Source organism: Saccharopolyspora sp. 6V, from assembly GCF_020176785.1.
GTDB classification, from domain to species: Bacteria; Actinomycetota; Actinomycetes; order Mycobacteriales; family Pseudonocardiaceae; genus Saccharopolyspora_C; species Saccharopolyspora_C gregorii.
In genome coordinates, this window is the sequence record NZ_JAIUKB010000095.1 from 25,467 (window position 1) to 39,575 (window position 14,109).

At 74.5% G+C, this 14,109-nt stretch carries 11 protein-coding genes; 1 reads left to right on the forward strand and 10 read right to left on the reverse strand.

Features of this window, described 5'->3' with window-relative positions; genetic code table 11:
- Positions 1 to 23: 23 nt before the first annotated feature.
- Positions 24 to 200, reverse strand: coding sequence for a DUF397 domain-containing protein (locus LCD35_RS19180; protein WP_224955606.1), 177 nt, complete (start codon positions 198 to 200; stop codon positions 24 to 26).
- On the reverse strand, positions 197 to 1,036 hold the full coding sequence (locus LCD35_RS19185; RefSeq protein WP_224955605.1) for a Scr1 family TA system antitoxin-like transcriptional regulator: 840 nt from the start codon (positions 1,034 to 1,036) through the stop codon (positions 197 to 199). The genes LCD35_RS19180 and LCD35_RS19185 overlap by 4 nt, the downstream gene beginning before the upstream one ends.
- 350 nt (positions 1,037 to 1,386) lie before the next feature.
- On the opposite strand from LCD35_RS19185, the gene LCD35_RS19190 reads away from it, so the two are divergent.
- Complete coding sequence (locus LCD35_RS19190; protein ID WP_224955604.1) at positions 1,387 to 1,551, forward strand: hypothetical protein; 165 nt, start codon at positions 1,387 to 1,389, stop codon at positions 1,549 to 1,551.
- Between the two features lie 476 nt (positions 1,552 to 2,027).
- On the opposite strand, the gene LCD35_RS19195 is transcribed toward LCD35_RS19190, so the two are convergent.
- The 8 genes from LCD35_RS19195 to LCD35_RS19230 all read right to left on the reverse strand — a co-directional run bounded on the left by LCD35_RS19195 (position 2,028) and on the right by LCD35_RS19230 (position 14,100).
- Positions 2,028 to 2,621 carry a cadmium resistance transporter gene (locus LCD35_RS19195; protein WP_224955603.1) on the reverse strand — a complete coding sequence of 198 codons (594 nt, stop codon included), beginning with the start codon at positions 2,619 to 2,621 and terminating at the stop codon, positions 2,028 to 2,030.
- A gap of 156 nt (positions 2,622 to 2,777) precedes the next feature.
- Positions 2,778 to 3,173, reverse strand: a complete 396-nt coding sequence (locus tag LCD35_RS19200) for a hypothetical protein (RefSeq protein ID WP_224955602.1) — start codon at positions 3,171 to 3,173, stop codon at positions 2,778 to 2,780.
- Between the two features lie 68 nt (positions 3,174 to 3,241).
- Positions 3,242 to 4,645, reverse strand: a complete 1,404-nt coding sequence (locus LCD35_RS19205) for a DUF6519 domain-containing protein (RefSeq protein WP_224955601.1) — start codon at positions 4,643 to 4,645, stop codon at positions 3,242 to 3,244.
- A gap of 27 nt (positions 4,646 to 4,672) precedes the next feature.
- Positions 4,673 to 6,808 carry a hypothetical protein gene (locus tag LCD35_RS19210; RefSeq protein WP_224966973.1) on the reverse strand — a complete coding sequence of 712 codons (2,136 nt, stop codon included), beginning with the start codon at positions 6,806 to 6,808 and terminating at the stop codon, positions 4,673 to 4,675.
- A complete protein-coding gene (locus LCD35_RS30525) occupies positions 6,805 to 10,338 on the reverse strand; it encodes a putative baseplate assembly protein (protein WP_225044595.1) in 3,534 nt (1,177 codons plus the stop codon). The genes LCD35_RS19210 and LCD35_RS30525 overlap by 4 nt, the downstream gene beginning before the upstream one ends.
- The gene (locus LCD35_RS19220; RefSeq protein ID WP_225044596.1) at positions 10,335 to 13,415 is read right to left on the reverse strand and encodes a putative baseplate assembly protein; all 3,081 of its coding nucleotides are present in this window, start codon (positions 13,413 to 13,415) and stop codon (positions 10,335 to 10,337) included. Before LCD35_RS19220 ends, LCD35_RS30525 begins: the two co-directional genes overlap by 4 nt.
- Positions 13,412 to 13,777, reverse strand: coding sequence for a GPW/gp25 family protein (locus LCD35_RS19225; protein WP_224955597.1), 366 nt, complete (start codon positions 13,775 to 13,777; stop codon positions 13,412 to 13,414). The genes LCD35_RS19220 and LCD35_RS19225 overlap by 4 nt, the downstream gene beginning before the upstream one ends.
- The gene (locus LCD35_RS19230) at positions 13,777 to 14,100 is read right to left on the reverse strand and encodes a hypothetical protein (RefSeq protein ID WP_224955596.1); all 324 of its coding nucleotides are present in this window, start codon (positions 14,098 to 14,100) and stop codon (positions 13,777 to 13,779) included. The genes LCD35_RS19225 and LCD35_RS19230 overlap by 1 nt, the downstream gene beginning before the upstream one ends.
- Positions 14,101 to 14,109 lie beyond the last annotated feature (9 nt).

Below are 14,109 nucleotides of genomic sequence, written 5' to 3' on the forward strand. Positions count from 1 at the left end.
TCACCTGGTGGTCCGGGAGGGCTTCAGCTGTCGAAGCGGCCGGACTTGATCGCCTGCACCAAGGGCGCGACGGCGGCCTTGAGAGTCGGGCCGTGCGGGTCCTTGGAGTCTCTGATCTCGTCGAACGTCGTCGTCACCTCGACGCAGGTCGAGGTGTTCTGGCTGCGGCTCGACTTGATCCAGGTCCGTTCCGCGCTCATCGGCGCTCCTCCATCCTCCTGGCGAGGTCGGCGATGATGGCTCGTGACTCGTGCGCGTTCCGCGACACGCTCTCGATCATGCCGACGGCTTCTCGGTAGATCTTCACATCCGCTTGCTCATGCAGGAAGAGCCCGGACTTACGATTCTCCAATTGGACGACCTCTTCCAGACCGGTTCGGATGAGCAGGAAGGGGCCCTCCAGACCCGGATGCCAACCGCTGGCCAGCGGAACGATGCGGAGTTCGATGTTCGGCCGGGCCGCCACCTGATCAAGGAATCGAAGCTGCGGAACGAGGACCGATCTGTCCCCGATCACCTGGTACAACGCGGCTTCCCCGATGAACGCGACGAGATCAGCGGGTTGTGAACCGGTCACCGATTCCCGACGACTGAGCCGCAAGGACGTTCGGGCGGCGAGCTCCGCCTCCGGCACACCTCCTCCCCGCATGACCGCCGTGCTGTAATCACTCGTTTGCAGCAACCCTGGAATCATCAGCGGCGATACCTCGACGATCTTCATCGCCCGCCGCTCCAAGTCGATCAGAGCCTCCAACTGCTGCCGCTGTGCCGGAAGCGTCGTCGCCACCCAGTTGGGTGCGTCGGCCCCGTGCGCGAGCTCGACGACCTCCTCGTACCGCTCGCCGTTGATGCCGAGCGAGGTCAGCACCTGCGCCACCTGCTCGGGACGCGGCGTCCGATCACCGGTCTCCCAGCGCGACAGCACCCCGGGGTCGCGTTCGAGCCGTTTCCCGAGCGCGCGCAACGTCAATCCGTTCTCCTCGCGGGCCTGCCGCAAGGCCTTCCCCAATGCCTGGTTCTTCGGAGTTTTCGCCATCCGCGCTCCGTGTCGTCGCTCCCGCGAGATCGCATTCGTCGCGGGCCCACCTACTTGATCACCCGATGCGGCTACCACGACACCGTTGTCGCCGAAACCGCCCGCGGTCCATGGTTCTCGGACATCGGCGAACCGATCCGGGCATGATGCCAGCCCACCCCGACAGCGGATCCGGGGGCCGCGGAATCCGAAGGAGTGCAACGATGAATTCGTTCCAGAGCAGCGCGACGGGAACTCCGCTCCGAACCGACGACAGCTCGATGAGACAGTTCCACTTCGGAATCGCTCGCAATCGGGAGGATCGATTTCCCGCCGCGACGATCTCGGCGTGGGCGGCTTCTCGCGGGCCGGTGGACACGCGGTGGCACGCGGTCGGCCGGGCCGGCGGCGGGGCGCTGGCCGCGGAGTGCGGGACCTACGTCTACGGGCCGGTGCACCTGCGGCGGTCCGCGAGGATTCCGGACGGGGTGGCGGATCGGGCGATGTGCCAGGCCTGCGCGCGGCGGGTCTCGTGAGTTCCCGGCACTTCTGGCGGCCAGCGGCGGACGGGGTGCGGCACGCGTTCCGGGGGCCGCGGTGGAACGGGCAGCCGGAGGGCACGTCGGTGTGCGGCACGCGCACCGGAATGGTAGCGGAACCGTCCGAAGAGGACTGGGTGCGGGCGCCGTCCTGCGCCGCCTGCAACACCGCCCTGCACGCGGCGCGCGGCACCGAGGTGTGACACCGGCGCTCGCGGGAAACCCCCGTCGCGGAGATCCCGCGAGCACGGGGACGCACCGGAAGCCGCTAGCCCTCGACCCGCTCGCACGGCGGAACTCCCCGCCACAGCAACGAATACTCGGCCCGCAGCGCTGATTCCCCGACCAGCCGCGGGCCGGGGCCTCGCCGATCACCGGCGAGGTCCGGCCGGACGCGGTCCCTCCCCGACCGCCCGGCCGCGCAGGAAGGAGCCCGGCCGGGCACTCCCCCACATCCCGGCCGGGCTCCCCCGCTACAGGCCGAAAGCCCCGCCCTCGACGAGGATCAGCACGCCGATCCCGATCAGCACGACCGGCATCAGCACGTGCCCCCACCGCGACAACGCCGCCGCGATGGCGGGCCGGGTCGCGAAGAACCGCCCAGCGGCGATCCACACCGCCAGCAACAGCAAAAACACCACCACGTGCGCGCTCATCCCGCCGATGCCCGCCGTGGCGAACACCGGCACGTAGACGCCCACGTTGTCCGCGCCGTTGGCGAGGGTGACGGCCGCGACCTCCAGGACGCGGGGACCGCCGCGCCGCCGCTGCTCCTCGGCGGGATTCCCCCGCTCGCGCCAGGCCTGCACCGCGGCTTTGACGCCGAGCGCCAACGGCAGCAGGCCCAGGTAAGGAATCGCCCCTTCCGGGAGGAAGGTGGCGCCGAACGCCGCGGCCACCGACACCGCCAAGATCGCGGCGAAACCCAGGTACTGGCCGAACGCGATGACGCGCACGGCACCGCGGTGCCCCGCGCCCTGGGCGAAGAACAACGCGAGGACGAGGATGTCGTCGACGTTGGTGACGGCGAACAGGCCCACCGCCCGGCCGATGGTGCTCAGGTCCACGACCGCACCACCTCCGCCGAAGAGGACTGCCGTGGGAAGGCGCGCACGCGCGCGCGGAAAGAGAACATGGTCGACCTTCACTGGGTTCGCGGACTGCGGCGGACACGAGAGGCCGCACGCCCGCATCAGCGGCGGCGCACGGGCCTCGGGCCGCCATCAGCAGCGCAGGATCCCGAGGGAGATCGGCGTCGGCGGATCGACCGGCACAGGAATTCCCACCGCACCACGGGACATCCGCACGTCCTTCGCACGGAGGGCAGGGGCCGCGCAGTGGATCGCCGGGACGACGGCGAAGGCGGCGGCGGGCGGCACCTCCCGCCCGAACACCACCACCCCGTCCGAAGCCGGACCGCGGTCCCCGGGATCGTCCCGCTCGAAGACCGGCCCGCCCGAGACCTCGGGCGCCGGATCAGCCGTCGGCGCGGCGGAGGTCGAGCTCGCGACGGCGGCGGGAACCGCCGACCCCGCGAACGCGGCAGGCGGGTCCGGCATCACCAGGTACACCAGCAGCGCGGTGGCCACCAGCGCCACGACCGCGCACGACCGCCGCACCCGCGCACCCCCCACCGTTCGAAGACCCCGAGAAGCATCGCACACGATCAGGCGCCGCCCCACCGGCCTCAGGTGAGGCCGAACGTCAGGCGCAGGTCCACGATCTGCTGCTCGCCCGCCACCCACGCCAGGGGCGCGTGCTGCACGAAGATGCCGGTCGGTTCGCGCAGCAGCGGACGGCTGCCCGCATCGGTCGGCCACTCGACGTCGCCGGTGGCGATGCGGGCCGGGATGAGCCAGTGGTCCCCGGTGCGGTAGGCGGGCCGGCCCGGGTCGGTGCGCTTGAAGTGCACCTCCACGCCGTCCTCCAGCCGCAGCCACCGGCCTTCCTCCACGGGGATCGCGCCGCCGCGCATCGGCCGGGTGGGGGCGCCGGGCTGCCTGCTGCCTTCGCGCTGGTCCCAGCGGCGCAGGAACGGGTGCAGCCGCGCGTCCCGGCCGGCTTCGGGTTCCGCCGACAGCCGCACCCGGCGCTCCGGCAGGTCCAGTTCCTCCACCCGCAGCAGCGGGTCCGGTTCCAGGCGGCTGGCGTAGGCGGTGTCCACGACCTCCACCAGGTCGCCGACGTCCAGGTCCAGCTTCTCGTCCCCGCCCAGCGAGGCCAGCGCCACCCAGGTGCCGTCGACCTCGTCGATCGGGAAGACGACCGAACCGTTCTCCCGGGACCACTTGAAGGTGGCGCCGGATTCCGCACCGCCCTCGTGGATCTCCACCCGGTACAGCTGGTTCTCCGGGCCGCGGTAGCGGGCCTCCGGGTGCACCAGGCACGGATCGGTGTCCGCGTCGGCGGGCCGCTTGCTGCGCGCCGCCAGCAGCGGGGACTGGGCGCGCTGCTCGCGGGACCACTCGTCGAACGCCTCGCGCACGGCTTCCGCGGGCGCATCCGCGTTCGTGACGCCGAGTTCGGCGGCGGGCAGCGCCATCACCTGCCACACCACCTTCACCCGCGCCGAGGTGTCCGGTGCCGCGGTGCCCAGCGCCACCTCCCGCAGCTGCGGATCCTCGGCGGCGGTGACGATCCGCTCCCACACCTTCAGGTACACCAGGTACGGCTCGTCCGGCAGCCGGTCCGCGGGCAGCTCCGGGTCCCGGAACCCGTCCGGCTGGTCCCAGTAGGTCCAGCTCGACGGCTGCTCCACCGGCGGCACCGGCTCGTCCTCGTCCGGCACCGCCTGGCCGGGCGCGGGCCGGTGGGCGTCGCAGCGGATGCCGCCCACGTAGTAGCGGCCACCGCCGATCGCCAGGTCCGACAACCCGTGCGGGCCGGCGATCCGCTCGATGCCGAACCCGGTGGCGTCCACCGGACCGCCGTGCGGGCCGATCAGGTCGGTGAGCACCGTCCGCTGCTCGTGCAGCTGGATCAGCGCCTGCTCGTTCGCGTCCGAATCCAGCTGGACGCGGCCCTGCTGGGCGACCACCGCGGAATAGCCGCGCTCCGGCTGGAAGTTGATGCGGGACAGGTCTGCGTGCATGTTCGGAGCGTCCTCTCGTGCTGGAGATCAGGAGACGAAGATCAGGCCCGCGTCGGCCCCCGCCGGGACGTGCTCGGCCAGCCGCGCGCGCAGGTTGTCCTCCCGCTGCGGCTCGTACAGGTCGTGGAACGCGCCGAGCTCGGACCCGTCCTCGGCGCCGCGGCGGATCGGCAGCGGGCAGTTCGCGGCGAGCCGCGCGTAGTCCGGCGTGCCGTAGCGCACCGACTCGAACACCGGCCGCACCCCCTCGGCCACGTCCCCGGCGCAGCGGTGCCTGCGCGGGGTGCGGGAACCGGACGGCACGTAGCTGTAGCGCAGGTCGCCGACACCGCGCCGGGCCACGTGCATCCGCCCGGTGAACAGGCTGTTCTCCGCGAGCCGCACCGCGTGCGCGTGCACCTCGCCGAACACGGTGCTGCGGTGCGCGTGCAGTTCCGCGTGCGCGTGGCGGCAGTCCGGGGCGGACAGCGCCTCCCGGTCGTGCCCGGTGGCGTCGAGGACGCTGTCGCGCAGGTGGATCGGCAGCGGATCGGTGCTCACCTCGTCGCCGATCACGGTGATGGTGCCGAGGATGCTGCGGTCGATCTCCACGCAGGCGGTGGTGCGGTCCAGCAGCAGGCTCGGTTCTCCGGGCGCGTGCGGCTCGCACCCGGGTTCCAGCGACCAGCCGGGGACGAGCGTGCAGTGGCGGACCTCCAGCGCCGCCAGCGGACCCGTCACGTTGACGCCGCGGCCGGTGATGAGCAGCCCGTCCAGCACCACGCGCGGCCGCCGCCCCGCCGGAACCTCCTGCGGCACGCGGATGTTCAGCGCGTCCGGGCGGTTGCTGTAGGTGTCGAGCAGCCGGATCACCGGGCGCTTCCCGTCGGCGGCGCGCAGCAGCAACCGCTCGTCCGGGCCCAGGTCGAAGTCCAGCTCCTCCTGGTGCGCGCCGTTGTGCGCGATCTCGATGACGCAGTCCGCCGCGCCACCGGACTCGCGTTCCGCGCGCCACGCCTCGTAGGCGTCGAGGATCAGCGGGTGCTCCTCGCCCGGCCCGACCCGGCGGATCCGCGCGTGCGGCGGGGTCTCCGGGTCGCGCGGGTAGGCGCCGCCGCCGATGTCCGCGGAGAACGCGTGGTGGTAGTCCACCGACACCCCGGCGCGCGGTGCGGACCGCGAGCCGAACGCGATCCGGCCCAGCACCGGGTCGACCGCCACCTGCCCGTACCCGGGCCGGTAGCGCCAGCCCGTCAGGTCCGCGATCGTGATCGCCGCCGGCGGCACCGGAGCGTCCTGCCCGTCCAGCCGGATCACGAAGCTCTTGCCCGGCCCGTAGTAGTCCGCCAGCCGATCCGCGACCTGCCTGCGCCGCAGCCGGGCGGGCACGTTGTCCAGGGTGGCGATGTGCGTCGCCGACGGCTCCGGCACCGGTTTCGTCACCAGCGGCACGTCGTTGCCCAGGATGGAGAACGTGTAGAGGCTGCGGGTGCGGTCGATGCAGTACGCGGGCGCGCCGAGCACCGGGTGCGGCCGCAGCCGCCACGCGAACAGCGCCACCCCCGCCGGGGTGAGGCCGCCGCGCCGGTGCCGCGATCCGGCGCGCCGCACATCGGCGGACCGGGCGACGGTCCCGAACGGGCCGCCCGCCAGGTCCAGCGCCGCGGACTCGCGCACGTCGGCGAGCCTGCCGCGCCGCAACCGGAACGCATCCCCTGCGCCGTGCAACCGCACCGGCTGGTGGTGCGCCACCAGCCGGGACAGCTCCACGGCGCGGGCCGGCCACCCGGCGGTTCCGGCGGCGAGCTCTTCCAGCAGCGGCAGCGTTCCCTTGCGCCGCCGGTGCGCGACGGTCGCCGCCACATCGCGGCGCGGGGCGAGCGCTTCGGCTAGCCGCCGCCGCGCCTCCGCCGGATCGCCGCCGTCGCGCAGTCCGGCGGTGCCGACCCGCTCGTAGCCGGGCAGCCGGTGGTAGCCGACGAGCTCGCCCAGGTACGGCAGCGCCCATTCGGCGGCGGTCTCCACGAACCAGTCGTCGTACTGCTGCGCCACGGCATCGCGCACCAGGTCGAGCTGTTCGCCGACGACGGCGAGCAGCTCGCGCAGCGGCTCGCCCTGCTCGGCGTCGCGCAACCGGTGCCAGGCGGGCAGCAGGTTCGCGAGCGCATCCGGTTCCCGGCTCATCGGTGGACCTCCGTGAGGATCAGCGAGTCCGGCACGTCCGGGGACAGCAGTGCCAGCTGAGCGGGACGCAGGCCGCGGTGCACGAACACCCGGCGACCCGGTTCGAGCCGGGCGGTGCCGGTGATGTCGGGGTTGCGGCGCAGCAGGTCGCGCAACGAGATCCCGTTGCGGGCGGCCACGTCGGTGAGGGTCTCGCCGCCCGGTGCGGTGACGCGGTAGCGCTGCTCGACGTGCTCGGCGAGGCGCGCGGGCACCACGTCGGCGGGCCGGGCGAGCCGGTCGGTGACCGCGGCGAGCTCGTGCGGGCTGCCGTCCTCGGGGATCCCGCCGAACACGTCGACGTCCACGTAGGACACTCCCGGCACGGAGTGTGCGGTGGCCAGCACTTCGGACAGCAGCGCGGGCCGGCCCAGTTCCCGGCCGGCGAAGCCGAGTTCGTCCAGCAGCGCCCGCCGGATCCGCGGTCGCACCACGTCCCACGCGTGGTCGCGCTCCAGCGCCACCTTCGCCGACACCACCAGCAGCACCGCCTCCCGCGGCTGCACCCGCACCGGCAGCCGCGGATCGCCGTACTCGTCCAGCGCGGACCGCAGGGCGCGCAGCAGGTCGCCGTCCGGCGCGAGCGGCAGGTCGTCCACCCCGGCGACGGTCAGGTGCAGCACTTCGCGCCTGCCGTCGAACACGCGCCGCGCCGCGGCCCGCCCGATCCCCGCGCGGGACCGGGCGAAGTCCTCGTAGTCGCGCACCGACACCAGCCGGTCCAGCGCCGACACCGCCAGCGGCACCGTGCGCCGGGTCAGCGCCGGGCCGTCCGCGTCCGAACCACCGGTCGCGGGCAGCGGGTTGGTGACCCCGGTGACGCCCAGCGGCCGCGTGACGGGTTGCGTGATGCGGTCGGCGCCGACGTTGGCTGCGCGCCCGGTGCCGAACCGGTAGCGGGCCCGCACGTTCTCCTGCCCGGTGGGCAGCCGCGCGCCGTGCACGCCGTCGCCGAAGGTCACCGTGGTGCGCCCGGACGCGTCGCCGCCGACCACGTAGACCCGCTCCGTCGGCCCGCGTCCGGCGAGGCTGTCCACCGGGTGCCAGCGCAGGCCGTCCACCCGGACCTCCAGCGCCGGGGTGGCGCCCAGCGGGTTGTCGGCGGGCAGCCAGGTCAGCGGGGACTGCCAGAGCGCGAACGTCTGGTGCGCCTTGCCCGCGTCGCCGCTGCCGATCGGTTCGTCGCGGCTCTCGCCGTGCGTGGCGGGCACGACGTTGCCGTGCACCACGACGGTGTCCCGCCGGTAGCGGTGCCGCAGGTCGGTGGTGAGGGTGAGCACGGTGTGCGGGTGGTCGCCGGGCAGTTCCGGGTCGAGGGCGGTGTCCGCGGCGGCGATGACGGCGACCTCGGTGCCGGGAGCGCCCGGCGGGTCGGCGAGCTCCCCGGACACGACCAGGTACCGGCCGGGGCGCAGACCTTCGTGCAGGTCGGCGAGTTCGAGGGTGCTGCCGCGCACCTCCTCGTCCAGCGGTTCGTCCGCGGGCCGCAGCGGTTCGCCGCCCGCGTGCGCGGTGGCGTCGCGGATGTCGGAGAGCTGCCGGTCCTGGTCGTCCAGCCACGGGTCGGCGAGGGTCAGCTCGGTGGCGCGGCCGGTGATGCCGTAGCGGGTCCCGGCGGTGGTGCGGACGGCGGTGGCGCGGGTGACGACGCACGCCAGCGCCGGGTCGCCGGGGATCCCGCCGGGCGCGCCCTTGCGGGGGCGCCGCACGACTACGCGGCTGCCGGTGGTGATCTGCTCGTGCACCCCGTCGAGCACCAGGATCCGTTCGCTGCCCGGGTGGGGCGCGGTGGTGAAGGTGAGCTCCACGTTCGCCGGTTCGCCGCCGGCGCCGTAGCGGGCGGTGAGCCGGTACGGGCCGACGAACGCGGTCTCCTGCTGCTGCGGCAGCAGGTCCCACTCCTCCCGGGAACCGTTCTGCACGCCGACGTGCACCCGGCCCTGCTCGTCGGGGCGGGAGATCGTCAGGGTGCAGGCGGGCAGCTCCGGCAGCATCCGGACGGTGACCCCGGCGGCGTTCTCCTCGCGTGGTGCGGGGCTGGGGAGCGCGGGGTCGGGTGCGGTCAGTTCGACGCGGCCACCGCCGAACTCGAACTCCTTGCGGGTCGGCAGCTGCTCCACGTGCTGCCAGCCGCCACCCGGTTCGGTGCGCTGGAACTCGGCGCGCACCGGCCGGGTGCCGCCCGCGTCGAACGCGATGCGCACGCTGGTGCGGGTACCGCCGGGCAGCGGCCAATCCGATTGGCGCACCACCCGGCCCACCGCGTCCTGCACCGGTTGCAGCGGGGCGGTGGCGCCGAACGGGGCGGCGGTCACCCGCATCGCGACCAGTTCGCGGAGCACGCCCGGCGGTGGCGCGGCGGAGTTCGCCCGCAGCGCGCGGGCCGGGGCGGCTCCGGCGGCGGGAGGGGTGCCGCGGCGCGCGGCCGGTGCGGCCGGTGCCAGGTCGAGGGCCCGGTCCCGCAGCTCGGCGACGACGGCCCGCAGCCTGCCGAACCAGTCGGCGACCGGTTCGCGGGGTTCGGCGAGCACTTCGGCCTCGGCGAGCCGGTCCAGGGGTTCGGCCAGCCGCAGCGCGAACTGGGCGGGCGAGCCGATCGCGGGCAGTTCGGCGCGCAGCGGTGCGAGGACCTGGGCGTCGAACTCCTCGATCAGCTCGTCGGCGGGCCGCGGGTGCGGCAGCTGCGGGGACGGTTCCCCGGTGCCGGGTGCGAGCCAAGCACCGAGTTCGGCGCGCAGCTCCGCCAGGGTCGGCGGTGGTGCCTGCGGCAGCGAGATCGCGGTGACGTCCTCGTCCCGGTCCACGCGCACCGCACCGACGGGCCGCAGCAGCTGCTGGTCGCCGAAGTCGAACAGCAGGTTCTCCCCGGCGCGCAACGAGATCGAGGTTCCGGCGACGTAGATCTCCGAACGCTGCTCCAGCTCCTGCCGGGTGAGCAGCGCCGGGCGCCGCCGCCGCACCGCCAGCCGGTTCCACGTCCAGCGCGCGAGCAGGTCCTCGCCGGTCTCGAACACCACCGACTCGGTCTCGGCCGCGCCGGGCACGCTGTTGCTGCGGGCCCCGCGCGGGATGAGCACGGTGGCGTCCTCGTCCCGCGGGTCCCGGTCCAGGGAGTAGGCCAGGTAGGTGCTCGCGGCGACGCCGGGGCGCGGCCGGTGCCCGACGAGCCCGCCGAGCATCGCCAGCGACCGGTGGTCGTCAGCGGTGCCCAGGTAACCCTCGTCGGCGATCCGCTCCGAGTGGAACGTCAGCAGGTCGCCGAGCACCGCCCACGCGTCGAGCAGCCCGATCGCCGGGTCGTCGGTGGTGCGCACGGTCAGCCCGCGCAGCGCCGGATGCGCGGGCGAGGCGAGCCGGTCGAGCATCGCGGCGAGGAACGTGCCGTGCTCCCCCGCACGCAGGTCCAGCGCCGACCGGCCCGGCGGGTTGTGCGGGCGGGCCGGGGCGCGCCGTTCGTCGTGGCGGTCGCAACCGCATCCGCATCCGCTCACCGCGCACCCCCGAATTCCAGGTGGAGCACGCCGTTCTCGGGGCGCTCCGGGTCGTTGTCGCAGCAGGCGATCTCCAGCGGAGCCACCCGCAGCAGGCCCGCGTCGAGTTCGCCGTCGTCGTCGTGGAAGGCGCGCCGCAGCCGGGTGACCTGCGCGCTGCGCACCCCGGGCACGGCGGCGGCGGCGACGAGCCTGCTCAGCCGCACCGGTTCGCCGAAGCTCAGCGCGTCGGGGTGGAAGAACCCGAGCGCTCCGCCGCGCAGCCGCCGCCTGCCGAAGACCCGCAGCAGGTCGGCGACGATCGGGCCGCGCTGGTGCCCCGGCGCCGCGCAGATCCGCAACGAGACCTCCAGCGGCACCTGCCGGGCCGGGCGCACCACCAGCTGGTGGCCGATGCGGCGGTGCCGTTCGAGCAGGTCGGTGACCTCGGCGAGCAGTTCCGGGCCCGGGGTGCCGGTGCGCTCGGCGTCGACGGCGACGTGCACTTCCCGGGTGCTGCCGCTCCAGCGGATCTCGGCGGCGGCGCGCTGCACGCCGGGCACGTTCCCGGCGAGCGCGGCGTAGTCGGCGGCGGTGACGGCGCGCGGCCGGGTGCGGCGCAGGTCCAGCGGCGCGAGCTGGCGCACCTGCTCCACCGGTTCCGGTTCGGTGCCGCCGGTGGCGGGCAGCGGGTTGCGCACCACCACCCCCGGCAGCGGTGCACCGTCCGGTTTCCGGCGCAGCACCAGGCGATCGATCGCTTCGGCGCCGACGTTGCCCGCGGTGCCGCCGCCGATCCGGTAGCGGATCTCCAACGCGGCGCCCGGTGCGGGTGCCGCGCCGCAGCGGTCGTCGCCGAAGCGCAGCGCGAGCCGCCCGTCGTCGTCGAGCTCGCCGACGAAGTGCCGGTCGCGCGGCCCGCTGCCGAGCAGGTCCCGCCGCGGTTCCCACCGGTGCTCGCCGTCGGTGACGTGCACGGCGGGCAGCGCGGCCCGCGGATCCGGATCGTGCGCGGCGGGCCCGTGCAGCACCGGGTCGTCGGGGTGCAGCCCGGTGGCGTGCTGCTCGCCCCAGCTCTGCCCGATCTCCCAGGCGATGTCGGGGCCGAGGACGGTGCCGGCGTGGGCGCGGGCGGTGAGCACGTCGAGCCTGCGCCGCTTGGTGGCGAGCAGGTGGTCGGCGCGGTGCAGCAGGTCGCGCAGCGCCCGCACCGGGTGCCGCCGCAGTTCGAGGCGTTCCAGCAGGTCCCGGTCGAACAGCACGGCCAGCTCGTCGACCTCGGCGTCGCCGAGCCCTTCAGAGTCGCGGGCGCTGCGCCACAGCTCCACGAGCCGTTCCCGCACCCGGCCGGGGATGGCGGCGAGCCGGGCGGCCTGCCCGGCGGCGAGGTGCGCCGGCTGCGGGTGCGGCACGGCCTGCACCACCGGGGTGCGGTGCAGGACGGGCCGGAACCGCGGCCGGATTCCCGGGTAGACGGACTGGGCGAGCAGCCGCCGCAGCGCTTCGGCCTGCTCGTGCGCCGTGGTGGGCAGCACTTCTTCCTGCCTGCGACCGGCGTTCTGCACGTCGATGCCCGCGCGGGTCGTGGCGGGTTCGCCGAGGACGGCGTGCAGCTCGCGCACGTCGTCGCCGGTGAGCTTCCGGCCGCCGCGGGTGCGGTCGATGAGGAAGCCCAGGAGTTCGGCGGGTTCGTTGCCGTCGGTGCGGTCTCGGCAGCCGGACGCGTCGCAGGCACCGAGCACCGCGGGCTCCGGCGGCACGACGACCCGGTCCGGGGTGCGCCGGGTGCGGCCGTGGTCGACGAGCGCCACGTTGCCGCGGGCCACGCTCACGTCGGGGATCGGCGCGCAGTCGTAGCCGCCGGTGGAGCTCAGGCGCAGCGGGAACCGCAGCGCGTCGGCCCGCGCCCAGGTCACCTCCAGCACCGGCTGCGCCAGCAGCGCGTCCTCGCCCGGAGTGGTGGAGGTGAGCCGCACCGCCTGCCTCCGCGTCGGATCGGCGTCGCCGGGGGTGCCGGTGACCGGACCGCGGACCTCTTCGAGGACCAGCAGGTCGCCGGGCCGCAGGTCCAGCGCCCGCTCGTCGTCGCGCAGCGTCGCCCCGGTGGCTCCGGCCGGCAGCGTGCAGTCCTCGTCGCCCCAGGTCCAGAACCGGATGCGGTTGTGCGCGGGCCGCAACCGGAACGGACCGTCCGCGAGCGGTTCGAAGACCTCCACCGCGTCCTGCTCGTCCAGCTCCGCCAACGCGTCCTCGTCCAGGACGGGCCCGGGCGCGGGCGGGTCGTGCGGGCCGCGCGGGCGCAGATCCACCGCGGCGAACCGGAACCCGCCCGGTTCGAGGTCCAGTTCGGTGGCGGTCTCGGCCACGACGAAGGCGCGGGCGGCGCAGCCGTCGTGCATCGGGTAGTCGATGAGCCGCACGTGCCTGCGCACCGACACCCGGCGCCGCGCGGTCTCCAGGTAGGCCTCGGTGGCGACCGCGTCCTGCTGGTAGCCGAGCTGGTCTGCGGTGTGCGCGAACAGTTCGACGAGGGTGACGCCGAGGTCCGGCGCGAGCCGTTCGGTCCAGCCCGGGATGGTGAGCGCGAGCCGGTCCAGCAGCACGCGCTTGAGCGAGTCGAAGTCGCGGGCGGTGTAGTCGATCAGCGGTGCGGGCGCGGGTTCCGGTTCGCACGGCGGTGGCGCGGCGTGGTCGAACGGGGTGGGGCCGCCGGGGTGGAAGGTGAACTCGGCGCTGCAGTAGCGCTGGTCGAAACCGGGGAACGGTTCCTCCCCCGGCCTCCCGTACGGGTCGCTGTCCACTAAGGACAATCGATAGCGGGTGGTGTCGCCGGGCCGGTCGACGGTGACGAACATGCGGTCGTCGAGCTCCGGGTCCTTCTCCCGCTCCACGGCGACCTCGACCGCGGTGATGCCGGTGATGCGGCGCCCGCCGTCGATGCGCACGTTCTCCGGCCGCACCCCGTGCGGGGCCTTGCCGATGAACGTGACGACGAGGGTGCGCCCGCCGTCGGCGGCCTCCACCGCGTCCACCCCGCCGAGCCGTGCCGCGCGGACCCGGGCCCGTCTGCCGTCGGTGCGGTAGTGCAGCTCGCTCATGCCCGCCTCCCCTCGAAGATCTCGTCGCGGTGCTCGCCGGTGGCGCGCACCAGGTAGCGCAGCCGCACCCGCACCACCTCGTCCTCGGCGGTGACCTCCAGCGCGTCCACCTCGACCAGGTCGCCGAGCCAGCGCTGCAGCGCGGCGTGCACGGACAGCTCGACGGTCGCCGCGAGCTCCGGGCTGTTCGGCGCGAAGACCAGGTCGAGCAGGCCGCAGCCGAAGTCGGGTCGCATCACCCGCTCGCCGGGGCTGGTGAACAGCACCTGTTCGACGAGGTCGGCGAGGTGCTCGTGGTGCCCGGCGCGGGCGGTGCGGCCGCGGCGGTCGAGGCGGAACGGGAACGCGATGTGGGTCCTCATCACCGGCACCGCACCCCGCGAGAGTCGCCGCGGAACACCGGCGGCCCTTGCGGGCGCAGGTCGGCGCTGAAGCACTGCCCGTCGGTGTCGTCGAGCAGCGCGGGCACGCCGTCGACGAGCAGCCCACCGGCACGCGGCGTGAAACGCACCGTGCGGCACGGCCCGCTCAGGTTCGGGCAGCCGAGCACGGCGTACGCCTCACCGGTCCTCCGCACGGCCTGCCCGTCGGCGCGGACCGCCGCGTTCCCGGTCGCGGCGACGATGCGGCCGCCGTGCGGGCAGTGCACCGCGGTCGCGGCGGTGACGAGGTTCCCTCCGGTCACGACTTCCCC

What these genes read in the sequence shown, in the direction of transcription:
- LCD35_RS19180 (WP_224955606.1), bottom strand. Translation starts at nt 200, where the DNA reads ATGAGCGCGGAACGGACCTGGATCAAGTCGAGCCGCAGCCAGAACACC.
- LCD35_RS19185 (WP_224955605.1), bottom strand. Translation starts at nt 1,036, where the DNA reads ATGGCGAAAACTCCGAAGAACCAGGCATTGGGGAAGGCCTTGCGGCAG.
- LCD35_RS19205 (WP_224955601.1), bottom strand. Translation starts at nt 4,645, where the DNA reads ATGCACGCAGACCTGTCCCGCATCAACTTCCAGCCGGAGCGCGGCTAT.
- LCD35_RS19210 (WP_224966973.1), bottom strand. Translation starts at nt 6,808, where the DNA reads ATGAGCCGGGAACCGGATGCGCTCGCGAACCTGCTGCCCGCCTGGCAC.
- LCD35_RS19220 (WP_225044596.1), bottom strand. Translation starts at nt 13,415, where the DNA reads ATGAGCGAGCTGCACTACCGCACCGACGGCAGACGGGCCCGGGTCCGC.
- LCD35_RS19225 (WP_224955597.1), bottom strand. Translation starts at nt 13,777, where the DNA reads ATGAGGACCCACATCGCGTTCCCGTTCCGCCTCGACCGCCGCGGCCGC.